This is a genomic window from Yoonia sp. R2331 (genome assembly GCF_041103235.1).
Taxonomy (GTDB): domain Bacteria; phylum Pseudomonadota; class Alphaproteobacteria; order Rhodobacterales; family Rhodobacteraceae; genus CANMYO01.
In genome coordinates, this window is sequence record NZ_JBGCUN010000001.1 from 1072126 (window position 1) to 1094851 (window position 22726).

Consider the following 22726-nt stretch of genomic DNA (forward strand, 5'->3'; position numbering starts at 1 on the left):
GCTGCGGCAAGCTGCGGAAAACAGTCGCAGAATGCCCGCCAGCCGTTGACCCCCCCAAGCACGGCAGGTAAGTGTCGGCGCTAAGATGGTGCTGGTTCGCCACCGCACCGCTTTGGGAAAGGATACCCCCGTGCAAGAGCTTGCCACGCAATACCTGCCAATCTTGATTTTTCTGGGCCTTGCCATTGGTATGGGCCTGATCCTGATCCTGGCCGCCGCTGTTGTCGCGGTGCGGAACCCGGACCCCGAAAAAGTCAGTGCCTATGAATGCGGGTTCAACGCATTTGATGATGCCCGGATGAAGTTTGACGTGCGGTTCTATCTTGTGTCGATCCTGTTCATCATCTTCGACCTCGAAGTGGCGTTCCTGTTCCCTTGGGCCGTGGCCTTTCAGGACATCAGCATGGTCGGTTTCTGGTCGATGATGGTGTTTCTGGCGGTGCTGACCATTGGCTTTGCTTATGAATGGAAGAAGGGGGCGCTCGAATGGGAGTGATGACCGGAACGCAGGTCGGGGCTGATAAAGAGGCTGCCACGCAGGTTCTGAACCGCGAGTTGCAGGACAAGGGATTCCTTGTGACCTCTACCGCGGACATCGTGAACTGGGCGCGTACCGGGTCGCTGCATTGGATGACCTTTGGGCTGGCCTGTTGCGCGGTCGAGATGATGCATACATCCATGCCGCGCTATGACCTTGAACGTTTTGGTACAGCCCCGCGCGCATCCCCGCGTCAGTCCGATCTGATGATCGTGGCCGGCACGCTGACCAACAAGATGGCGCCAGCACTGCGCAAGGTCTACGACCAGATGCCAGAGCCGCGCTACGTGATCTCGATGGGGTCCTGCGCCAATGGTGGTGGTTACTACCACTACAGCTATTCGGTGGTGCGCGGCTGTGACCGGATCGTGCCGGTTGACGTCTATGTGCCGGGCTGTCCGCCAACGGCAGAGGCGTTGCTTTATGGCATTTTGCAATTGCAGCGCAAAATTCGCCGCACCGGGACGATCAAGCGCTAAGCGCGCAACTGCGCGGGATACGGGCGCAGAAAGGACAAGACAATGACCGAAGCTTTGCAGGAACTGGGCACCCATCTGGAGTTGAAGCGCAAGGATTGCGTTTTGTCCTGGGATATCACCCTTGATGAGCTGACAGTGACAGTGGCCCCGTCGAACCTTGTGGGCTTCGTGGAGTTCCTGCGCGAAGATCAGGCCTGCCAGTTCAGTACCCTGGTCGACATCACGGCGGTGGATTACCCGACGCGGTCCAAGCGGTTTGACGTCGTTTATCATTTTCTGAGCATGTATCAGAACCACCGCATCCGGCTGCGGGTGCAGATCCGCGAAGAAGATATGCTGCCCTCGATTATCAGTGTTCACCCCAGTGCCAACTGGTTTGAACGCGAGATTTTTGACATGTTCGGCATTCTGTTCAGTGGCCACCCAGACCTGCGCCGCATCTTGACCGATTATGGCTTTCGCGGATTCCCGCTGCGCAAGGATTTTCCGACGACTGGCTATACCGAAGTCCGCTATGATGAGGTGCAGAAACGGGTGGTCTATGAACCTGTGAGCCTCGTGCAGGAATACCGCCAATTCGACTTTATGTCGCCTTGGGAGGGTGCGGAATACATCCTGCCCGGTGACGACAAGGCCAAGGAAGAGGCAAGCAAATGATTGACTATCTCCTTCAACTTTCTCTTGTCTTGATTGGAACGGGAATGACTTTGCTTTTGCCTGATCTCAAAAAAAAACCTGCCGTCGTTGCGAAGCGTTCGTAGGTTCAAGAAATCGATATGCTGTTGGAAACCAACAATTTAATTCGAAGAAGCGAAGAGCTCCTGAGTTCGTGGAACGGGGTGGTGTGTCCAGATGTCTGACCCCACGATCCTTTATTGTGTCGGAGCAACCAAGGCGGGCACGTCATGGCTGCATGACGCGTTGAAGGGTCATGCGGATTGCGCGCTGCGCGATGTCAAGGAAGCGCATTACTGGGATACGGTGAATGGTGCGGACCGGCTGGCCTATCTGGAAACGCTGGAAAAGCAGCTTCACAAGTTGCGGTTAAGCCGTCACCGGGCCAATCTGGGCAATCGTGGTTGGGAGGCGGCCAATGTGGATCGTCAGATCGCAGCGCTGACCGAACAGATCGACATGCTATGTGCTGACCGACAGGGCAACGCGGCCTATCTGGATTGGCTAACGCGCGAGCGTGTGGACGAAGCCGTGGTCGCCGATTTCTCACCCAGCTATGCGTTGCTCGAAGGCCCCGCGCTCGAGCGGATGGTTAGGGTCAGCCCCAAGACCCGCGTGATCTATCTGATGCGCGATCCGCTGGCCCGGCTGTGGAGCCATGTACGCATGGCCGCACGTCGCAAGGTGGGCGAGGGGGACGCGCTGGAAGGCCGCGCGAATTACATCCTGCGCCGTGTACTGAATGGTGAATCTCATACGCAGATCAGCCTGCGCAGCGACTATGCGGCAGCCGTTGACCGCCTGACCGCGGTCGTGCCCGAAAGCCGCCTGTCATTGATGTTCACAGAAGAAATGTTCGCCCCCGGCGGGTTTGAACAGGTCTGCGGATTTCTGGGCATTCGCAAGGCAGCGGCTGATACGCAAAAGCCGGTACATGCAGGCGTCAAGGTTCAGATGGAACCGGGCCTGCGCGAGATGGCGATGAGTTTCCTGAAAGATCAATACGACTGGGCCAGGGCGACCTTTGGCCCCTTGCCGCAGGCGTGGCAGAACAACCTTGAGAGGGTGAGCGCATGATGGACGGCGATATTCGCACCAACACCTATGATGACGGGTCCACCGACGCGCGCACGGGTGAGCAGAAGATCCGCAATTTCAACATCAACTTTGGCCCGCAACACCCTGCGGCACATGGTGTTTTGCGTCTTGTGCTGGAACTTGACGGCGAGATTGTTGAACGCTGCGATCCGCATATCGGGCTGCTGCACCGTGGCACCGAAAAGCTGATGGAAAGCCGGACCTATTTGCAGAACCTGCCGTATTTCGACCGGCTGGATTATGTGGCGCCGATGAACCAGGAACATGCCTGGTGTCTGGCCATCGAAAAGCTGACCAAGACCGAAGTGCCGCGCCGCGCGAGCCTGATCCGGGTGCTTTACTCCGAGATTGGCCGGGTGTTGAACCACCTTCTGAACGTGACCACGCAGGCCCTGGATGTGGGCGCGCTGACCCCGCCGCTTTGGGGCTTTGAAGAGCGTGAAAAGCTGATGATCTTTTACGAACGGGCCTGTGGTGCGCGGCTTCATGCTGCTTACTTCCGGCCTGGTGGCGTGCATCAGGACCTGCCCGATCAGTTGATCGAGGATATTGATGCTTGGGCGGTGGCCTTCCCCGAACTGTTGAACGATATCGACGGGCTGCTGACCGAGAACCGTATTTTCAAGCAGCGCAATGCAGATATTGGCATTGTCACCGAAGAAGACATTCAGAATTACGGCTTTTCCGGTGTCATGGTGCGCGGATCGGGCTTTGCCTGGGACCTGCGCCGTGCGCAGCCTTATGAATGCTACGACGAGTTTGACTTTCAGATTCCCGTGGGCAAGAACGGCGATTGTTATGATCGCTACCTGTGCCGCATGGAAGAGATGCGGCAATCGACCAGCATCATCCGTCAGGCCTGCGAAAAGCTGCGCCACGAAAAGGGTGACATCATGGCCCGCGGCAAGATGACGCCGCCCACGCGCGCCGCGATGAAGACCGACATGGAAAGCCTGATCCACCACTTCAAGCTTTATACCGAAGGGTTCCACGTCCCGGCTGGCGAAGTTTATGCCGCGGTCGAGGCGCCTAAGGGTGAATTTGGTGTCTATCTGGTCGCAGACGGCAGCAACAAACCCTACCGCGCCAAGCTGCGCGCGCCGGGGTTCCTGCATTTGCAGGCGATGGACCACGTGGCAACTGGCCACCAGCTGGCCGACGTGGCCGCCATCATTGGAACAATGGACGTTGTTTTTGGGGAGATTGACCGATGAAACGCTTTTTGCCGCTGACAGCTTTCGTAGCCCTATCTGCTTGTGCAAACGGGATCCAGATTCCCGATTTTCGTGGATCTAACCCGGCCCCGGTCCCCGCTGTTGCCCCGGCACCAACACCGGCCCCTGTGATGCTGACCGCCAAAGAACGGTTGGTTGGCGCGATTGAGGCGAATGGTTGCCAGTTGAATGCATCCAACGTGGGCGCAATCCTAAGTGAGGCGACCATCGGCACAGAAGAGCTCAAGTCGCTGACCGCAGAATTGAGCGCCGAAGGCCGCGCTGAAGTGGCAGGTGACGGTGCAATCCGCGTGACCACGAGCACCTGCGCCTGATGATTTTGGTGGGCTCGGGCATTGGCACGGTCCTGCTGTTGACAGGGTTTGGCACCACTGCCATTCCCACGCTGACTTTCGCGAGCCTGACCGCTGGCGTCCTTTTGACCGGAATGAACTGATATGCTGCGCCGTTTGCACCCTGACCAACCCGACAGTTTCGCCTTTACCCCAGAAAACCAGCGCTGGGCCGAAGGACAGATGACCAAGTTCCCCGAAGGCCGTCAAGCAAGCGCGATCATTCCGCTTTTGTGGCGGGCACAGGAACAGGAAGGCTGGCTAAGCCGTCCGGCGATTGAATATGTCGCCCGGATGCTGGGACTGGAATACATTCGCGCGCTTGAGGTCGCGACATTCTACTTCATGTTCCAACTGCAGCCGGTGGGGTCGGTCGCGCATATTCAGGTGTGCGGTACGTTGTCCTGTATGATTTGCGGCGCTGAAGATCTGATTGCCGTGTGCAAAGAAAAGATTGCTGCGGAGCCGCATGCGCTGTCCGCAGATGGCAAGTTTTCCTGGGAAGAGGTCGAGTGCCTTGGGTCCTGCGCCAATGCGCCGATGGCGCAAATCGGCAAGGACTACTACGAAGATCTTACCGCGACCCGCATGGGCGAGATCATCGACGAACTCGCCGCCGGTGGTGTGCCGGTGCCTGGTCCGCAGAACGGCCGCTTTGCCGCAGAGCCGCTGAAAGGGCTGACAAGCCTTGAAGAATACGACAGCGGCAAGACCAAGTATAACGCCAGTGTGCAGCTTGCGACCGACATCGGAGACACGGTGAAGCGGATCGACGGCACTGAGGTGCCAATTTTGACGCCGTGGGTTGATGGCGGGGCAGGTGTGGCGACAAAGACCAAGCCAGCGGCCAAAGCCAAAGCAGCGACCAAAGCAAAGGCCGCACCCAAGGCCAAGGCGACCCCAAAACCAAAGGCAGAGCCGAAGGCAACAGCTCCGGCCAAGCCTGCAGCAGCAGCGGCGGGTGAGAAAAAGCCGCGCACGCTGAGCGCGCCGCGCAAGTCCGGGGCGGATAACCTGAAGCTGATCAGTGGCGTCGGGCCCAAGCTGGAAGGCGTGTTGAATGAATTGGGCTTCTGGCACTTTGACCAGATTGCCAAATGGACCGAGGCCGAGGTTGCATGGGTTGATAGCCGGTTGAAATTCAAGGGCCGCATCGAACGCGACAACTGGATGGCACAAGCCGCAGAGCTGGCCAAAAAGTAGGCAGATGTCCGGGTCGTTCCGCTTGCGGGGAACGGTCCGAGCAAATTCTCTTATATTTCCGTGCAAAAAACCGCTAATACTGCGGGGAGACTTGGATATGGCCGCATATTCATTGCGATAACGGGAAAGTACGGGACGCGTCCAAAGCGGCCCTGAGGGAGAGACATTCTGATGAAAGATACTGCACCAATCAGTTCAGGGATCATCGCCGTGGCGGTCGTATTCGGCCTGATCGCGGCCGGTGTCGCCTTTGTCATGTGGGACTTTGGCGCGATTGGCGCGCTGTTCATCGGCGCGATTATTGCTGTGATCGTGGCAATCTTGCTGATGCTTGGCTGGCGTGAACCGGCCCCGCGCGCGGGCGAAAGCGATACACCGGTGACAAAGGCTGCCCCAGCGGCACCCGCGGCGGCGGCGTCTGCGCCCGTCGCAGCGACATCTGCCCCGGAACCCGCGCCTGCACCTGCTGCAAAGCCAGTGGAAAAGGCCGAAGCAGCACCTGGCGCCAAAGCCAAACCAAAGGCCAAACCGGTTGCCGCAGATGGCAAGCCCGAGATGTTGAGCGCCCCGCGCGGTGGTGCAGGTGACGACCTTAAGCAGATCAAGGGTGTTGGGCCAAAGCTGGAAAAGTTGCTGAATTCGATGGGCGTCTGGCACTTTGATCAGGTCGCCGGATGGCGCGCCAAAGAGGTCGCTTGGGTGGATGAAAACCTGGAAGGCTTCAAAGGCCGGGTCAGCCGCGACGAATGGGTCAAGCAGGCCAAGGTATTGGCCAAGGGCGGCACCACCGCGTTTTCGAAGAAAGTGAAAAAGGGCGACGTTTACTAGGACGATGCCAACGTGATGAGAGGCCCCGCTTGTGACCGCAGGCGGGGCTTTGCGTTACAAACCGGGGAGGGGGCGCTGCCCCCGCCAGCAAGCTGGCCCCCCGGGATATTTTTGGCCAGAAGAAGGGGCTGGCCGCTCGACAGGGCAGTGCTGCGCGGCTACATCAGCGTCAGGAACGTGGAGACGGCGATGGACGGGCACAACGACGACACGGCGCGGCAGGGGCGGATCATTGCGATCACCATCGCCATTGCCGGTGTGCTGGCGATTGCGGCACCTTGGTTGACCACCGCGTTGGGCCTTGCCCCGAAGTTTGAAATTCTGTTCTACCTGATATCCTTGGCTGCGTTCATTTGGTCACTGGTCGTCACGTGGAAGCTGTGGCAAAAGACCCGTAGCTAGCAAGGGAACGTATCTGATGCTCAAAGATCAGGACCGCATTTTCACAAACCTTTACGGGATGCACGACCGCACGCTGAAAGGCGCGCAGGCGCGGGGCCATTGGGATGGCACGGCAGGCATCATCAAAAAGGGCCGGGACTGGATCATTGACGAGATGAAGGCCAGCGGTCTGCGCGGGCGCGGCGGTGCTGGTTTCCCAACAGGTTTGAAATGGTCTTTCATGCCGAAGGAAAGCGACGGTCGTCCAGCCTATCTGGTTGTGAACGCTGACGAATCTGAACCCGGCACATGTAAAGACCGCGAGATCATGCGCCATGACCCGCATACGCTGATCGAAGGTTGCCTGATCGCGAGCTTCGCGATGAATGCGAATGCTTGCTACATTTACATTCGTGGCGAGTACATCCGCGAGAAAGAGGCGCTGCAAAACGCCATTGATGAGGCTTATGCCGCAGGGCTGGTGGGCAAGAACGCCGCCAAGTCGGGCTGGGATTTCGACATCTATCTGGCCCACGGGGCAGGTGCCTATATCTGCGGTGAAGAGACAGCACTGCTCGAAAGCCTTGAAGGCAAAAAGGGCATGCCCCGGATGAAGCCGCCGTTCCCGGCGGGTGCGGGGCTATATGGTTGCCCGACCACGGTGAACAACGTGGAATCGATTGCCGTGGTGCCAACGATCCTGCGCCGGGGCGGTGCATGGTTTGCGGGCATGGGCCGTCCGAACAATGCGGGCACCAAGCTCTTTGCGATCTCGGGCCACGTCAACAACCCTTGTGTGGTTGAAGAAGAGATGTCGATCCCGTTTGAAGAACTGATCGAGAAACACTGCGGCGGTATTCGCGGTGGGTGGGATAACCTCAAGGCTGTCATCCCCGGTGGGTCCTCGGTCCCTTGTGTGCGCGGTGAGCACATGAAGGACGCGATCATGGATTTCGATTACCTGCGCGGCGAGCTGGGGTCAGGCCTTGGTACAGCAGCGGTGATCGTGATGGATAACTCAGTCGACATGATCAAGGCGATCTGGCGGCTGTCAAAGTTCTACAAGCACGAGTCATGTGGTCAGTGCACGCCCTGCCGCGAAGGCACCGGCTGGATGATGCGGGTGATGAAGCGACTGGTCGAAGGCGACGCGCGCCCCGAAGAGATCGACATGCTGTTTGACGTGACCAAGCAGGTTGAGGGTCATACGATCTGTGCGCTTGGCGACGCGGCGGCGTGGCCTATTCAGGGGCTGATCAAGAACTTCCGCGACGAGATCGAAGACCGGATCGCCCACAAGCGGGTGGGCGTCGCGGCGGAGTGATGCGACGCGGGGCCATCGCACTTTTGGCCCTTACGGCCTGTGACGTCGCCCCACGCCCTGTTGAGCTTGAACGTGGTTTTGTCGAGACCCCTGCCGTGGGGTATCAACTCTTTGTGGACACCATTATCGCGAGCAGTACAGCCCGACGTGCCGCGGAGGGCTGTCCCGCATATTCGTTTGATGAGGCTGCGCGAGACGGTCAAATGCGGTTCTTTGAAGATGAAATGGAACGGTTGGCGGTTGACGATCCAGCGACACTTGAAGGTATTCACCAGCGCTTGGGAATTGATGTGACCGCAGAGCAAGTTGTTGCAAACGGCTACGATGGGCTGTCAGCGCCTGACGTTGATACCGGTTTCCTGATACGGAACGCAGGTGTGACGGTCGATATCGGAACGCGGGCAATTGGGATGGTCGGTCGCAGGGGGCTGGTGGATGATTGCAAGGATGCCGAGCGTGAGATTGCCCAAGGGACAATGGCCGGGTCGTTTCTGAAGCCAATTGAAGGTGAATTGAATGGGACCTTTGCGAAACTGCCGCATGATGGTGATGCGTCAGACGAGCTGTTGGCAACACCGCGTGTTTCAGTTGAGTGAGAATTGCGATGTTGGACGATTTTGATCTGGTCACAGGCACCGAAGGCACCAAATGGACGCGGATTGTAACGGGTTTGGTTGGGGCGCTTTTGGGCGGGCTGCTGGGATATTTCTACAGCACGGTCAGTGCCTCGGCAGCGGCACCTTCGCTTGTCTACGCGCTTGGCGGGGCGGCAGTTGGTGGGTTCTTCGGGGCGATCTTCTCGTTCTGGGTCATTTTGGGGTTGTTGATCGTTGTCGCCGTTGCGGGCGTGATCGGTTACCAGTGGCTCTTTGGCGGCGCTTGATGCCGCTGGCTGAATTCAACTTTGGTACGCTGAAATACCCGTGGGATGATCCGCGGTTGAAGGATTTTCAGGATAATCTCGACCGGGTGAATGCGCTGGCGCAGCGGTCCGATGGGTTCATCTGGATGCTGGATGAAGACGGAATGGATGCGGTGCAGAACGATCCGCAGGGGCCGTTGAAGGATCGGCCCAATACGGCGAGCACGTTGTCGGTTTGGCGTGATGCGCAGAGCCTTTGGCAGTTCGTCGAAAATACGCTGCATGGGCGGTTCATGAAGCGCGGGAGCGAGTGGTTCCGGGCCGATGATCGCAGCCATCTGGTCATCTGGGAGGTCGTCGAAGGGCATCGCCCGACAGTCGCGGAAGGGATGGCGCGTTGGGAAGATTTGATGCGAGATGGGCCAAGTAAGCCAATTTTTGGTGGGGCAGAGCTTCGGAGGCGGTCCGATGTTTCTGCATCCTGATGTCTGTCCGTCGTGCAACACAAAGCCTTATCCGCGCGGCGAGGCCTGCACGTCTTGCGGGTTTGTTGGTGAAGAGTGGGATCACTATCAGGGTTTCCGCGCGCGGCACGGGCGGTGGTTGCTTATCCTTTCGGCTTTCATCATCCTTTGTGCGGTTATCCCCGTTGTGATCATGATAATTGGATAGATGATGCATTTGGCAGAACTGAATGTTGGGCGCTTGCTTGCACCCACTGATGATCCAAGGGTCAAGGAGTTCATGGATAACCTCGACCGGGTGAACGGGCTGGGTAAGCGGATGCCGGGGTTTGTCTGGATGATGGAAGGCTCGGGCGAACCGGGCACCGGAAATACAGAGGCCAAGATTGACGGTGACCCGCAGTTTGTTGCCAATCTGACCGTGTGGGAAGACGCAGCCAGCCTTGAAAAGTTCGTCTGGGGCACAATCCACAAACAGTTTTTCGCCCGCCGCAAGGAATGGTTCGAAGTTCTGGGTGAGCAGCATTTCGTGATGTGGTGGGTGCCGAAAGGACATCGGCCAACGCTAAACGAAGCACTGGAACGACTCGACATGCGCCGCACAAAAGGCGATACGGAAGACGCCTTTGGTTGGGATTTGTTAAGATCTGGCGGGTAGTGTTAACCCTGTCAGAATAGTGAGTTGGTGGTTTGCCCGATGGACATTAACGTTAAGTCATTCAAAAGAAAGAATGACATGCGCAAGGCTTATTACTTCTTTGTGCTGCTTGTTGCAGTTCAGGTGGGTTATCACCACACGTTGATCACCTGACGCGCGGGTTTTCGCGCGACACCCAACGCTGATATTGAATAGCAGCGACAAATCCCCGACATGACACCTGAAACCGGCCTCAAGCCCGGACAAAGGAAGAGCATGTTGAAACGAACCCTATTTGCCGCATCGACGCTGGCCATTGTGACTGTCGCCGGGGCCAGTTCGGCCAAGCCCGCGCTGAAAGATGTGGCTTATGTGCGCGAGGGCATCATTGCCGCCGGCATCGCCTATGAAATCAGCGAAGAATGCGGCGATATCTCGGCCCGGCTTTTCCGTGGGCTCAGCTTTTTGAACGGGCTCAAAAGCCATGCCCGCGATCTTGGCTATACCGAGGCAGAAATCGACGCCTACATAGATGATAAGGCAGAGAAAAATCGCCTTGAAGGGATTGCGCGCGCGCGGCTGGCGGACCTTGGCGCCGTGCCCGGAAATGCGCAAAGCCATTGCACAGTCGGGCGAGCCGAGATTGCCAAGGGCAGCGCGATTGGACGGCTGTTGCGTTAAGTCGCCTCAGAGCTTCAAAAAATCACTGTTGGCGCTGGCATCGCGCCACCGATAGCGTTAGAACCCGTTCCAAACGCGCGCGCGGCATAGCCGCCTCGCCGCGACCAGGGAACGGAAGGCACGTGATGTCCGATCTGCGCAAGCTTGTCATCGATGGAAACGAGGTCGAAGTGGATGGGGCAATGACCCTCATTCAGGCCTGTGAAGAAGCCGGGATCGAGATCCCGCGCTTTTGCTATCACGAACGTCTGTCGATTGCCGGGAATTGCCGGATGTGTCTGGTCGAAGTTGTGGGCGGTCCGCCTAAGCCAGCTGCGTCTTGTGCGATGCAGGTCAAGGATTTGCGCCCCGGTCCCGAAGGACAGCCGCCGCAGGTCAAGACGAACTCTCCGATGGTGAAGAAAGCCCGCGAGGGCGTGATGGAGTTCCTGCTGATCAACCACCCGCTGGATTGCCCGATTTGCGATCAGGGTGGCGAATGTGATTTGCAGGATCAGGCGATGGCCTATGGCGTCGACTTTAGTCGTTTCCGCGAACCGAAGCGTGCAACAGATGACCTTGATCTGGGGCCGCTTGTTGAAACCCATATGACCCGCTGCATTTCCTGCACGCGCTGCGTGCGATTCACGACAGAGGTCGCGGGCATCCATCAGATGGGCCAGACCGGTCGTGGTGAGGACGCAGAGATCACCAGTTATCTGGGCGAGACACTGAATTCGAACTTGCAGGGCAACATCATTGATCTGTGCCCCGTGGGCGCGCTGGTCAGCAAGCCCTATGCCTTTACCGCCCGCCCGTGGGAGCTGACCAAGACCGAATCCATCGACGTGATGGATGCGCTTGGGTCCAATATCCGCGTGGATACCAAGGGCCGCGAAGTGATGCGCTTTTTGCCGCGCAACCATGACGGCGTGAACGAGGAATGGATTTCCGACAAGACACGCTTTGTCTGGGACGGCCTGCGCCGACAGCGTCTCGACACCCCTTACATCCGCGAAAACGGCAAGCTGCGCAGCGCAAGCTGGCCAGAGGCGCTCAGCGCTGCGGCAGCGGCGATGCAAGGCAAGAAGGTTGCCGGGCTGGTCGGAGACCTCGCCCCGGTTGAGGCCGCGTTCGCATTGAAGCAGTTGATCGAAGGGCAGGGCGGCACAGTTGAGTGTCGCACCGATGGCGCAAAGCTGCCTGCGGGGAACCGGTCTGGCTATGTTGGCACGGGATGCATTGAAGACATTGATGAGGCCGAGATGATCATTCTGATCGGCACCAACCCGCGTGAAGAAGCGCCGGTGCTGAACGCACGTCTGCGCAAGGCCTGGTCGCGCGGTGCCAAGATAGCACGGATCGGCGCGCCGGATGATCTGACCTTCCCGGTGATGGAGCTTGGCACAGGTCGCAAGGCGCTGGCCGAGGTCGCCAAGATGGACCATTCCGACAAGGCTGGCGTCAATGGTGTGATGATAATCGGTCAGGGCGCATTGAACGAGGCTGATGGGGAGGCCGTGCTTGGCACCGCGATGACCATGGCAGAGGCCGGATCGTCGAAGTTCATGGTGCTGCATACGGCTGCGGGCCGCGTTGGCGCGATGGACGTTGATGCCACGACCGAGGGCGGCATGGAGGCGTTGAAGGACGCCGAAGTGATCTTCAATCTTGGGGCTGACGAGGTTGAAATCGCGGCGGGTCCAGTGGTGATCTATCAGGGGAGCCATGGCGACCGGGGTGCGCACCGTGCGGATATCATCCTGCCCGCGGCGGCCTATACCGAAGAGAACGCGCTGTTTGTGAACACCGAAGGGCGGCCCCAATTGGCGATGCGGGCGGGCTTTGCCCCCGGCGAGGCCAAGGAAAACTGGGCTATTTTGCGGGCGCTGTCCGCGGAACTGGACGCGGCATTGCCGTTCGATTCACTGGCGCAACTGCGCAACGCCCTTGTGGCCGCGCACCCGCATCTGGGCGACATCGACGAAGTGGCCGAGAATGCGTGGCAGCCGCTGCCCGCCAAGAAGATGGGCGATGCGGATTTCAAAGGGGCAATCAAGGATCACTACCTGACCAATCCGATTGCCCGCGCGAGTCAGTTAATGGCGGAACTGAGCGCCAACGCCAAAGCCCGCAACGCACCTGCGGTGGCTGCGGAATAACCGGTGCGGGTCTGGCCCATCATAACTTGCGCAGCCCTTGCGGCATGTGCTGACCCGCAGGTCAGCCAAGGTGGTGCGCGTCCGTCTTATGACGGTGTGCAGACGCGGCTGCTGGAAGGTGATCTGGTTGGTTTTGATGTGGCGCTGCGCGGGGCGGACGGGCCTGAGGCCGTCACGACTTATGCTGAATGCGCGGCGGCGCAATATGCGTTGATCCGCGGATATGGATTTGCACGCCACGTGCGTACCAATCTGGACAAGCAGGGTGGCACTTGGCGTGCCGATGCTGTTTACACAATCTCGCCGGACCTGCCAGCCGGGGCCAAAACGATAGACGCTGAAGTGATCGTCGCCAATTGCGGCGCATCAGGCATACCAACAGCGTAGGGGACGAAGACGATGATGGCATTCTTTACAGAAACCACGTTGGGCATGGGCCTTGTGATCCTGGGGCAATGCCTTTTGGTGCTTGTGCCATTGCTGCTGGCGCTGGCCTTCCTGATGTACGCCGACCGCAAAATCTGGGCCGCCGTGATGATGCGCAAGGGCCCCAACGTTGTGGGTGCCTTTGGTCTGCTGCAATCATTTGCGGACTTCTTGAAATACATCGTCAAGGAAATCGTCGTGCCTGCGGGTGCGGACAAGGCGGTCTTCTTCCTTGCGCCCATGATCTCTTTCGTGCTGGCCGTGATTGCCTGGGCGGTGATCCCGTTTAACGATGGCTGGGTCGTCTCAGACATCAATGTCGCAATCCTCTATGTTTTCGCGGTGTCCTCACTCGAAGTTTATGGTGTGATTATGGGCGGTTGGGCGTCGAACTCAAAGTATCCGTTCCTTGGCTCACTACGCTCTGCCGCGCAGATGATTTCTTACGAAGTCTCACTGGGCCTGATCATCATCGGTGTGATCATCTCGACCGGCTCGATGAACTTCGGCGCGATTGTCGCGGCGCAAGATGGCAACGCTGGGATCTTCAACTGGTACTGGGTCGCGCATTTCCCGATGCTGTTCCTGTTCTTTATCAGCGCCTTGGCGGAAACAAACCGCCCACCGTTCGACCTGCCAGAGGCAGAATCGGAACTCGTTGCCGGATATCAGGTCGAATATTCCTCAACGCCATTCCTGCTCTTTATGATTGGCGAGCTGATGGCGGTGGTGCTGATGTGCGCACTGGTGTCGCTGCTGTTCTTCGGCGGCTGGTTGTCGCCGATCCCCGGCCTGCCGGATGGCGTGCTGTGGATGGTGCTGAAAATGGCGCTGGTGTTCTTCGCCTTCTCGATGGTTAAGGCGATCACCCCGCGCTACCGCTACGACCAATTGATGCGCATTGGCTGGAAAGTCTTCCTGCCGATGTCACTGGCCTGGGTCGTGTTCGTGGCCTTTATGGCGAAATTTGAAGTGTTTGGCGGCCTTTGGGCACGCTACGCGATCGGAGGCTGAAGTAATGGAGGCTCACGTCTACGAAAACGAAAATGGAAGTTGGGAACTGCGGCCGTCAGGAAAGGACATGCATGGGTATTGGATTGTTCAGGCCCACCCCAAAACCAAGTTTGACCGCGGGCTTGGGACCACGACATCATGGTTCTTTAGTTTGGATGACGCTCTGACGAGTATTCGATATGGGCATTCGACCCTTTACTTGAAGAACGAGAAGCTTCGTGACCTAGGAGTATCAAGTGATCTCGAAGACTGGAAAGAGATTGATATTTCCTGTGGCGCGCTGGAGGACGTGATCTGATGGACTACAACCGCGCCGCCAAATATTTCCTGCTGATGGATTTCTGGCAGGGGTTCCGACTGGGGTTCAAACACTTCTTTCGGCCCAAGGTCACGATCAATTATCCCCATGAAAAGGGGCCGTTGTCCCCGCGTTTCCGGGGTGAACACGCGCTGCGTCGTTATCCCAACGGTGAAGAACGCTGCATCGCATGTAAGCTGTGCGAGGCCGTCTGCCCCGCGCAAGCCATCACCATCGACGCCGAACCGCGTGACGACGGCAGCCGCCGCACCACGCGCTATGACATCGACATGACCAAGTGCATCTATTGCGGTTTCTGCCAAGAGGCTTGCCCGGTGGATGCCATCGTCGAAGGCCCGAATTTCGAGTTCTCAACCGAAACACGTGAAGAGCTTTACTACGACAAAGACAAGCTTCTGGCCAACGGTGACCGCTGGGAAGCCGAGATCGCGCGCAACCTCGAACTGGATGCGCCCTACCGATGACACAAAGCACCACGGCATATCAGCAAGGTCAGGCTCTTTCGGAAAAGGTCAACCCCGGCATGGAGGCGGCGCTTGCGGCACGTTACGACGATCTTGTGCCCGGCTTGTCACGGATGGTTGTCGAGGTGCCTTACGGTACATTCTATGCCCGTGGCGTAGTGGATGAAAAAACGCGGCTGTTGGCAACGATTGCGGCCCTGACGGCCCAGGGTGGTCAAACCAAACCGCAATTGAAGGTGAATATCGCCAGCGCCCGCAACGTTGGCGCCAGCCGAGAAGAGATCTGTGAGATCATTTATCAGATGACTCTGTATGGTGGTTTTCCGTCGATGATCAACGGGTTGAACGCCGCGATTGAGGTCTTTGAGGCGGAGGATGCCGCATGACCGATCAGAACCCATTTGATGCAATGATGAAGATGAGTCAGGACTGGGTGAAGCAATTCAACCCGGCGATGGAGGCGTTCACGCCCAAAGGGTTCGAAGACATGTTCCCGACCATGCCAAAGGACCTGATGGAAACCTTCCTTGGAAAAGGCATGAATCCCGAAGGGCTGGATGCCAAAACCCGTCTGCTGCTGACGCTGATGGGGCTGACCATCATGGGCGCGCAGGCCGAAGCGCAGGTGCGCCTGACCGTGCGCCACGCGGTCGAAGCGGGGGCCACGAAACAGGAAATTGCCGAAACCATCGCGCAGGCCGCGATGTTTGGCGGCGTGCCAGCCATGACCAAGGCGATGGAGCTCGCCACGGAAGTCTTAGACAAGGATAGCGACGCATGACCGTGTTTGCCTTTACCTTTTATCTGTTCGCGATCTCGACCGTCCTGGGCGGCTTGATGACCGTGATCAGCCGAAACCCGGTGCATTCGGTGCTGTGGCTCATCCTTGCTTTCCTATCGTCCGCCGGGTTGTTCGTGACCTTGGGGGCCGAATTTGTGGCGATGCTGCTGATCATCGTCTACGTGGGTGCAGTCGCGGTGCTGTTCCTCTTTGTCGTGATGATGCTGGACGTGGATTTCGCCGAGTTAAAGGCGGAAATGTCGAAGTATCTGCCGCTGGGTTTGCTGATCGGCGTGGTGATCCTGATGCAGATGGCGATTGCCTTTGGCACATGGGGCTTTGACAAAAACGCCGCTGCCAACATTGCGGCACCGGTGGGTGACGCGGAAAACACAGCAGCACTTGGTCTGTTGATTTACGACAAATACATCATGCTATTCCAGCTTGCGGGTCTGATCCTGCTGGTCGCGATGATCGGGGCGATTGTCCTGACCCTGCGCCACCGTGTGGACATCAAGCGCCAGAACGTGATCGCCCAGATGCACCGCGATCCGGCGACCGCGATGGAGCTGAAAGACGTGAAACCGGGGCAGGGGCTATGACAAATTTCTTCGAAGAAATTTGCCAAAACTCTTCGAAGAGTTTTGCGCGGGTTGCAAAGGACACAGACCAATGATCGGACTTGAACACTACCTCACGGTCGCGGCGGCGCTCTTTGTCATTGGCATCTTTGGCCTGTTCCTGAACCGCAAGAACGTGATCATCCTGTTGATGAGCATCGAATTGATGCTGCTGGCGGTGAATATCAACTTTGTGGCCTTCTCCAGCTTCCTCAACGATCTGGTCGGGCAGGTGTTCACCCTTTTCGTGCTGACTGTCGCGGCCGCCGAGGCCGCGATTGGGCTGGCGATCCTTGTCTGTTTCTTCCGCAACCGCGGAACCATCGACGTTGAAGACGTCAACGTGATGAAAGGCTGAACGGATGGAAACCATCATCCTCTTTGCCCCGCTGGTGGGCGCGCTGATTGCAGGCTTTGGCTGGAAGATCATGGGCGAGACAGCCGCCCAGTGGCTGACAACCTCGCTGTTGTTCCTGTCGGCTTTTTTGTCGTGGATCGTCTTTCTGACGTTTGACGGCACAACCGAGAGCATTCAGATCCTGCGTTGGATCGAAAGCGGCACACTCAGCACCGATTGGGCCATTCGGATGGACCGATTGACCGCCACGATGCTGATTGTGATCACCACCGTTTCGGCGCTCGTACACCTTTATTCCTTTGGCTACATGGCCCATGACGAGAACTTTGGCGAAGGGGTCGCATATAAGGCCCGGTTCTTTGCGTACCTGTCGTTCTTTACCTTTGCGATGCTGATGCTGGTGACAGCTGACAACCTTGTGCAGATGTTCTTTGGCTGGGAAGGGGTGGGCGTCGCGTCATACCTGCTGATCGGGTTCTACTACAAGAAACCCAGCGCCAACGCCGCCGCGATCAAGGCCTTTGTGGTCAACCGGGTCGGTGACTTTGGCTTTGCGCTGGGGATTTTCGGCCTGTTCTATCTGACCGACAGCATCCGCTTTGATGACATCTTTGCCGCAGCCCCCGAGCTGGCGGAAACCACGCTGACCTTCATGTGGACCGACTGGAATGCCGCCAACCTGCTGGCCTTCCTGCTGTTCGTGGGGGCCATGGGGAAATCGGCGCAGCTGTTCCTGCACACATGGTTGCCCGACGCGATGGAAGGCCCGACACCGGTGTCCGCGCTGATCCACGCCGCGACCATGGTGACGGCAGGTGTGTTCCTTGTCTGCCGCATGTCGCCGCTGATGGAATTCGCGCCAGAGACCAAGACATTCATCGTCTATCTGGGGGCCACAACCGCGTTCTTTGCCGCGACCGTGGGTCTGGTGCAGAACGACATCAAGCGCGTGATCGCCTATTCCACCTGTTCGCAGTTGGGATACATGTTCGTGGCGGCAGGTGTCGGCGTCTATTCGGTCGCGATGTTCCACCTTCTGACACACGCGTTCTTCAAGGCGATGCTGTTTCTTGGGGCCGGTTCGGTGATCCACGGGATGCATCACGAACAGGACATGCGGAACTATGGCGGGCTGAAAGACAAGATGCCCAAGACGTTCTGGGCCATGATGATCGGCACGCTTGCGATCACCGGGGTCGGCATTCCGCTGCTTTACATCGGTTTCCCGGTTGGTTTTGCGGGCTTCGTGTCCAAGGACGCGATCATCGAAAGCGCCTATGCAGCGCATGCGGGCTATGCCTTTTGGATCCTTGTTCTGGCCGCCGCAATGACCAGTTTCTACAGCTGGCGTCTGATGTTCCTGACCTTCTATGGCACACCACGAGGGGATGCGCATACCCATGAACATGCCCACGAAAGCCCCAATGTGATGCTGGTTCCACTCGCTGTTCTGGCAGTGGGTGCGATTTTCAGCGGCATGGTGTTCTACAAGCCTTACTTTGGCTCGGACGCGAGTGTGGGCAAATTCTTTGGCGTGATCGAAGCCAAGGAAGAAGCACATGCCGAGCTGGGCTTTACGTTGATTTCACCGGCCTTTGCTGCGGGTGAAGAGACGGATGAGCACGGCGACGAACACGGTGCGGAATGGCCTGCCGAGCCGGGCAAGGGCGCCATCTTCAAGCATCCCGACAACCATGTCCTGCACGAGGCGCATCTGGTGCCCAAGTGGGTCAAGCTAAGCCCGTTCATTGCGATGTTGGCCGGGTTCTTGCTGGCCTATCAGATGTATATCCGGCGGCCCGACTGGCCTGCGAAACTGGCCGAAAACCAGCGCCCGCTGTATAACTTCCTGCTCAATAAGTGGTACTTTGACGAGCTTTACGACCTGATCTTTGTGCGGCCCGCCAAGGCGATCGGCAGCTTCCTGTGGAAGCGCGGCGATCAGGGCACGATCGACGGTGGCATCAACGGTGTGGCAATGGGGATCATCCCGTTCTTCACCAAGCTCGCCGGGCGCGCGCAGTCTGGCTATCTTTTCACCTATGCATTCGCGATGGTTCTGGGCCTTGCTGTGCTGCTGACCTGGGTTTCTCTGTCCGGGGGATATAACTGATGGGCAACCTCCTTTCGCTCACAACCTTCATTCCGCTGCTGGGGGCGGCCATTCTGGCCATCTTCCTGCGCGGCGATGACGAGGCCGCACAACGCAACGCCAAATGGGTGGCGCTGGTCGTCACGGGGGCCACGTTCCTTGTGTCGCTGTTCATCTGGTTCGGATTTGATCCGCAGAACACCGGGTTCCAGTTCGTGGAAGAACGCGACTGGCTGCTGGGCCTGAAATACAAGATGGGCGTTGACGGGATCAGCGTGCTGTTTGTACTGCTGACCACATTCCTGATGCCGCTGGTGATTGCCGCCTGTTGGGACGTGAAAACACGGGTCAAGGAATACATGATTGCCTTCCTGATCCTTGAGACGCTGATGCTGGGCGTCTTCATGGCGCTGGATCTGGTGCTGTTCTACCTGTTCTTCGAGGCCGGGCTGATCCCGATGTTCCTGATTATTGGAATCTGGGGCGGAAAGGACCGCATCTATGCGTCCTTCAAGTTCTTCCTTTATACCTTCCTTGGCTCTGTGCTGATGCTGGTGGCGATGGTGGCGATGTTCGTGGACGCGGGCACCACTGATATCCCGACGCTGATGACGCATTCCTTTGGCTCTGAAAGCTTCAGCCTGCTGGGTATCCAGATCATTGGTGGCGCACAGACGCTGATGTGGATTGCGTTCTTCGCAAGCTTCGCCGTCAAGATGCCGATGTGGCCAGTGCATACTTGGCTGCCCGATGCACACGTTCAGGCGCCCACCGCAGGTTCGGTCGTGCTGGCAGCAATTCTGTTGAAAATGGGCGGCTACGGCTTCTTGCGGTTCAGCCTGCCGATGTTCCCCGTTGGGTCTGAGGTGATGGGGCCACTGGTCTTGTCGCTATCCGCCATTGCCATCGTCTACACCTCGCTGGTCGCGCTGGTGCAGCAGGACATGAAAAAGCTGATTGCTTATTCGTCGGTTGCGCACATGGGTTATGTGACCATGGGCATCTTTGCGGTGAACCAACAGGGCATCGACGGTGCGATTTTCCAGATGATCAGCCACGGCTTTATCTCGGGCGCGCTGTTCTTGTGTGTCGGTGTGATCTACGACCGGATGCACACGCGCGAGATTGACGCCTATGGCGGGTTGGTGAACCGGATGCCGGCCTATGCGCTGATCTTCATGTTCTTCACGATGGCGAACGTCGGCCTGCCGGGAACGTCCGGCTTTATCGGTGAATTCCTGACCCTGATGGGGATTTTCCAGGTCAACACCTGGATCGCGGTGATCGCGACCTCGGGTGTGATCCTGTCGGCGGCCTATGCGCTTTGGCTTTACCGCCGCGTGGTGATGGGTGATCTGATCAAGGAAAGCCTGAAAACCATTTCCGATATGACCACGCGCGAACGCGCGATCTTTGCGCCGCTGGTCTTCATGACGCTGCTGCTGGGCGTTTACCCGGCACCTGTGCTGGACACCATCGGGCCAAGCGTGCAGGCGCTGATCGGGCAATATGACATCGCAACCGCGACCTTTGAGGCCGCGAACCAAGTTGCATCGAACTAAGGACGCCGGGCTATGATCTCTGCTGATATCCAAACTGTTCTGCCGGAAATCGTGCTGTCGCTTTATGCGATGGCGGCGCTGATGGCGGCTGTTTACACGATCAAGGATGGGGCCGCGGCGCTGCTGACATGGGTCACCGCAGGCGTCTTTGTGTTGATGGCGGTCTGGATCGGCATCAACGGCGAAGGGACCACAACGGCCTTTGGCGGCATGTTCGTCGAGGATGCCTTTGCGCGCTTTGCAAAGATCGTCATCCTGATCTCTGCCGCGATTGTCTTGCTGATGAGCGAGGGCTATATGGCCCGCCGCGATTTGTTGCGGTTTGAATACCCGCTGTTGGTGGCCCTGGCCGTCGTTGGCATGATGGTGATGGTCAGCGCAGGCGACCTGATGGCGCTTTACATGGGGCTGGAACTGCAGTCGCTGTCGCTTTACGTGGTTGCATCGCTGCGCCGCGATAGCGTGAAGTCGACCGAGGCGGGCTTGAAGTACTTTGTGCTTGGCGCGCTGTCGTCCGGTCTGCTGCTTTATGGCGCATCGCTGACCTATGGCTACGCGGGCACGACGCTGTTCTCCGGGATCATTGCGGCGGTCGAAGATGGTGCCTCGCTGGGACTGCTGTTTGGCCTTGTATTCCTTGTCACGGGCTTTGCCTTCAAGGTCAGCGCGGCCCCGTTCCACATGTGGACGCCGGATGTTTACGAAGGTTCGCCAACACCTGTCACCGCGTTTTTCGCGACGGCGCCCAAGGTGGCTGCGATGGCGCTTTTTGCCCGCGTGGTACATGACGCCTTTGGCGGGATCGTCGGCGACTGGCAGCAGATCGTGGCCTTCCTTGCGGTCGTTTCCATGTTCCTTGGTGCAATCGCTGCCATCGGTCAGCGCGACATCAAGCGCCTGATGGCCTATTCCTCGATCGCGCATATGGGCTTTGCCCTGATGGGGCTCGCGGCTGGCACGGCTTTGGGTGTGCAGGCGATGCTGATCTACATGGCGATTTATGTGACAATGAATATCGGCACCTTCGCCTTGATCCTGAGCATGGAAAAAGATGGTCGTCCGGTCACTGACATTCAGGCGCTGCAAAGCTACTCCAAACGTGATCCGCTGATGGCGCTCGTGATGCTTGTGATGATGTTCAGCCTTGCGGGCGTCCCGCCGATGCTCGGCTTTTTCGGCAAATTCTACGTGCTGCGTGCCGCCTACGACGCGGGCCTTGGCTGGCTGGCAGTGGCGGGCGTGATCGCATCGGTGATTGGCGCGTTCTATTACCTGCGCATCGTCTACTACGTCTATTTTGGCGCAGAGAGCGAAGGTACCGACGGTCGCCCGACACCGGTTCTATGGACGGCCGCCGTGGTCAGTGGCGTGATCGTCGCCGTCGCCTGGCTGCCCGGGATCAACCTTTTCGGGATTGAGCCTGTCGCCGCCGCAGCAGCCGCGACCCTTGTCAACTAGACCCGACAAGCATCACGACTGGCCGCAAGGCTATCGCTGTCTGGCCTATGATACGCTGGACAGCACAATGGCCGAGGCCGCGCGCCTCGCCCCCGGTATTGATGGCCCCACATGGATCACCGCGCGCGCGCAGACCGCCGCACGCGGGCGGCGCGGCCGGGTATGGAAGAACCCAGCGGGCAATCTTGCCGCAACGCTGGTGTTTCATCCGCTTTGCACGCCGCAGGTCGCAGCACAGCGGTCGTTTGTGGCAGCCAATGCCCTTTTGGAAACGCTGGCGCTTTATGTCGATCGCGGCAAACTGGCGACGAAATGGCCCAACGATGTGCTGCTGAACGGCGGCAAGGTCGCGGGCATCCTGCTGGAAACCAGCGGGCGTGGTCCCTTTGTGGATTGGCTGTCGGTGGGAATTGGCGTGAACCTGACAGAGGTGCCAGAAGGCGTCGCAGACGCAAAGTTCCCGCCCGTCAGTCTGGCAAGCGAAGGCGGAGCTACCGTCGATGCAGATGAATTTCTTGTCTATCTGGCCTGCAACATCGCCACGCAAGAGGGCAAGCTGGATCGCTTCGGCTTTGACAAGATCCGCACCGACTGGCTGAAACACGCGGCCAAGCTGGGCGAGACGATCACCGCTTTGCAAGGCGCAGAGATGATCCAGGGCATTTTCGATACCATTGATGCGGATGGCAATTTAGTGCTGATCACCGCAAAAGGCCCGCGCAAGATTGCAGCGGCCGATATCCATTTCTAAGGG

Annotated in this window: 29 protein-coding genes; all 29 read left to right on the forward strand. The window is 58.3% G+C overall.

Annotated features, from left to right (window positions below; all coding sequences use genetic code 11):
* The first annotated feature begins 190 nt into the window (after positions 1-190).
* Positions 191-496, forward strand: a complete 306-nt coding sequence (locus tag AB3Y40_RS05375; RefSeq protein WP_459553987.1) for an NADH-quinone oxidoreductase subunit A — start codon at positions 191-193, stop codon at positions 494-496.
* Positions 496-1017, forward strand: a complete 522-nt coding sequence (locus tag AB3Y40_RS05380; protein ID WP_459553967.1) for a NuoB/complex I 20 kDa subunit family protein — start codon at positions 496-498, stop codon at positions 1015-1017. The genes AB3Y40_RS05375 and AB3Y40_RS05380 overlap by 1 nt, the downstream gene beginning before the upstream one ends.
* A 42-nt stretch (positions 1018-1059) precedes the next feature.
* Complete coding sequence (locus AB3Y40_RS05385) at positions 1060-1674, forward strand: NADH-quinone oxidoreductase subunit C (RefSeq protein ID WP_369437767.1); 615 nt, start codon at positions 1060-1062, stop codon at positions 1672-1674.
* Between the two features lie 195 nt (positions 1675-1869).
* A complete protein-coding gene (locus AB3Y40_RS05390; RefSeq protein ID WP_369437768.1) occupies positions 1870-2769 on the forward strand; it encodes a sulfotransferase in 900 nt (299 codons plus the stop codon).
* A complete protein-coding gene (locus AB3Y40_RS05395; protein ID WP_369437769.1) occupies positions 2766-4004 on the forward strand; it encodes an NADH-quinone oxidoreductase subunit D in 1239 nt (412 codons plus the stop codon). Before AB3Y40_RS05390 ends, AB3Y40_RS05395 begins: the two co-directional genes overlap by 4 nt.
* Positions 4001-4339, forward strand: coding sequence for a hypothetical protein (locus tag AB3Y40_RS05400; RefSeq protein WP_369437770.1), 339 nt, complete (start codon positions 4001-4003; stop codon positions 4337-4339). The genes AB3Y40_RS05395 and AB3Y40_RS05400 overlap by 4 nt, the downstream gene beginning before the upstream one ends.
* Entirely contained in the window at positions 4339-4461 is a 123-nt protein-coding gene (locus AB3Y40_RS05405; RefSeq protein ID WP_369437771.1) for a hypothetical protein, read from the forward strand. The genes AB3Y40_RS05400 and AB3Y40_RS05405 overlap by 1 nt, the downstream gene beginning before the upstream one ends.
* Before the next feature lies 1 nt (position 4462).
* Positions 4463-5560 (forward strand): NADH-quinone oxidoreductase subunit E, encoded by a 1098-nt coding sequence (locus AB3Y40_RS05410; protein ID WP_369437772.1) that lies wholly within the window; start codon positions 4463-4465, stop codon positions 5558-5560.
* Positions 5561-5731: 171 nt separating this feature from the next.
* Positions 5732-6388, forward strand: coding sequence for an NADH:ubiquinone oxidoreductase (locus tag AB3Y40_RS05415; protein WP_369437773.1), 657 nt, complete (start codon positions 5732-5734; stop codon positions 6386-6388).
* A gap of 147 nt (positions 6389-6535) precedes the next feature.
* Positions 6536-6790: a DUF5337 family protein gene (locus AB3Y40_RS05420; protein WP_369437774.1), complete on the forward strand. Its 255-nt coding sequence runs from the start codon at positions 6536-6538 to the stop codon at positions 6788-6790.
* A gap of 16 nt (positions 6791-6806) precedes the next feature.
* Positions 6807-8093: an NADH-quinone oxidoreductase subunit NuoF gene (gene nuoF / locus AB3Y40_RS05425; protein ID WP_369437775.1), complete on the forward strand. Its 1287-nt coding sequence runs from the start codon at positions 6807-6809 to the stop codon at positions 8091-8093.
* Positions 8093-8689 (forward strand): hypothetical protein, encoded by a 597-nt coding sequence (locus tag AB3Y40_RS05430; protein ID WP_369437776.1) that lies wholly within the window; start codon positions 8093-8095, stop codon positions 8687-8689. Before nuoF ends, AB3Y40_RS05430 begins: the two co-directional genes overlap by 1 nt.
* An 8-nt stretch (positions 8690-8697) precedes the next feature.
* Positions 8698-8976 (forward strand): hypothetical protein, encoded by a 279-nt coding sequence (locus AB3Y40_RS05435; protein WP_369437777.1) that lies wholly within the window; start codon positions 8698-8700, stop codon positions 8974-8976.
* On the forward strand, positions 8976-9440 hold the full coding sequence (locus AB3Y40_RS05440) for a DUF3291 domain-containing protein (RefSeq protein WP_369437778.1): 465 nt from the start codon (positions 8976-8978) through the stop codon (positions 9438-9440). Before AB3Y40_RS05435 ends, AB3Y40_RS05440 begins: the two co-directional genes overlap by 1 nt.
* 190 nt (positions 9441-9630) lie before the next feature.
* The gene (locus AB3Y40_RS05445) at positions 9631-10077 is read left to right on the forward strand and encodes a DUF3291 domain-containing protein (RefSeq protein ID WP_369439611.1); all 447 of its coding nucleotides are present in this window, start codon (positions 9631-9633) and stop codon (positions 10075-10077) included.
* Positions 10078-10332: 255 nt separating this feature from the next.
* Positions 10333-10737, forward strand: a complete 405-nt coding sequence (locus AB3Y40_RS05450) for a DUF5333 domain-containing protein (protein ID WP_369437779.1) — start codon at positions 10333-10335, stop codon at positions 10735-10737.
* A gap of 125 nt (positions 10738-10862) precedes the next feature.
* Positions 10863-12878: an NADH-quinone oxidoreductase subunit NuoG gene (gene nuoG / locus AB3Y40_RS05455; protein WP_369437780.1), complete on the forward strand. Its 2016-nt coding sequence runs from the start codon at positions 10863-10865 to the stop codon at positions 12876-12878.
* A gap of 3 nt (positions 12879-12881) precedes the next feature.
* Positions 12882-13265, forward strand: coding sequence for a hypothetical protein (locus AB3Y40_RS05460; RefSeq protein ID WP_459553968.1), 384 nt, complete (start codon positions 12882-12884; stop codon positions 13263-13265).
* A gap of 12 nt (positions 13266-13277) precedes the next feature.
* The gene (nuoH, locus tag AB3Y40_RS05465; RefSeq protein WP_369437781.1) at positions 13278-14318 is read left to right on the forward strand and encodes an NADH-quinone oxidoreductase subunit NuoH; all 1041 of its coding nucleotides are present in this window, start codon (positions 13278-13280) and stop codon (positions 14316-14318) included.
* Positions 14319-14385: 67 nt separating this feature from the next.
* Entirely contained in the window at positions 14386-14616 is a 231-nt protein-coding gene (locus AB3Y40_RS05470) for a hypothetical protein (protein ID WP_369437782.1), read from the forward strand.
* The gene (gene nuoI, locus AB3Y40_RS05475; RefSeq protein WP_369437783.1) at positions 14616-15101 is read left to right on the forward strand and encodes an NADH-quinone oxidoreductase subunit NuoI; all 486 of its coding nucleotides are present in this window, start codon (positions 14616-14618) and stop codon (positions 15099-15101) included. Before AB3Y40_RS05470 ends, nuoI begins: the two co-directional genes overlap by 1 nt.
* Complete coding sequence (locus tag AB3Y40_RS05480; protein WP_369437784.1) at positions 15098-15487, forward strand: carboxymuconolactone decarboxylase family protein; 390 nt, start codon at positions 15098-15100, stop codon at positions 15485-15487. Before nuoI ends, AB3Y40_RS05480 begins: the two co-directional genes overlap by 4 nt.
* A complete protein-coding gene (locus tag AB3Y40_RS05485; protein ID WP_369437785.1) occupies positions 15484-15882 on the forward strand; it encodes a carboxymuconolactone decarboxylase family protein in 399 nt (132 codons plus the stop codon). Before AB3Y40_RS05480 ends, AB3Y40_RS05485 begins: the two co-directional genes overlap by 4 nt.
* Positions 15879-16484, forward strand: a complete 606-nt coding sequence (locus tag AB3Y40_RS05490) for an NADH-quinone oxidoreductase subunit J (protein ID WP_369437786.1) — start codon at positions 15879-15881, stop codon at positions 16482-16484. Before AB3Y40_RS05485 ends, AB3Y40_RS05490 begins: the two co-directional genes overlap by 4 nt.
* A 70-nt stretch (positions 16485-16554) precedes the next feature.
* The gene (gene nuoK / locus AB3Y40_RS05495) at positions 16555-16860 is read left to right on the forward strand and encodes an NADH-quinone oxidoreductase subunit NuoK (protein ID WP_129763037.1); all 306 of its coding nucleotides are present in this window, start codon (positions 16555-16557) and stop codon (positions 16858-16860) included.
* A 4-nt stretch (positions 16861-16864) separates the two neighbouring features.
* A complete protein-coding gene (gene nuoL, locus AB3Y40_RS05500) occupies positions 16865-18973 on the forward strand; it encodes an NADH-quinone oxidoreductase subunit L (protein WP_369437787.1) in 2109 nt (702 codons plus the stop codon).
* The gene (locus AB3Y40_RS05505; RefSeq protein ID WP_369437788.1) at positions 18973-20514 is read left to right on the forward strand and encodes an NADH-quinone oxidoreductase subunit M; all 1542 of its coding nucleotides are present in this window, start codon (positions 18973-18975) and stop codon (positions 20512-20514) included. The genes nuoL and AB3Y40_RS05505 overlap by 1 nt, the downstream gene beginning before the upstream one ends.
* A gap of 12 nt (positions 20515-20526) precedes the next feature.
* Positions 20527-21972: an NADH-quinone oxidoreductase subunit NuoN gene (gene nuoN / locus AB3Y40_RS05510; RefSeq protein WP_369437789.1), complete on the forward strand. Its 1446-nt coding sequence runs from the start codon at positions 20527-20529 to the stop codon at positions 21970-21972.
* Positions 21962-22723 carry a biotin--[acetyl-CoA-carboxylase] ligase gene (locus AB3Y40_RS05515; RefSeq protein ID WP_369437790.1) on the forward strand — a complete coding sequence of 254 codons (762 nt, stop codon included), beginning with the start codon at positions 21962-21964 and terminating at the stop codon, positions 22721-22723. Before nuoN ends, AB3Y40_RS05515 begins: the two co-directional genes overlap by 11 nt.
* Positions 22724-22726: the final 3 nt, after the last annotated feature.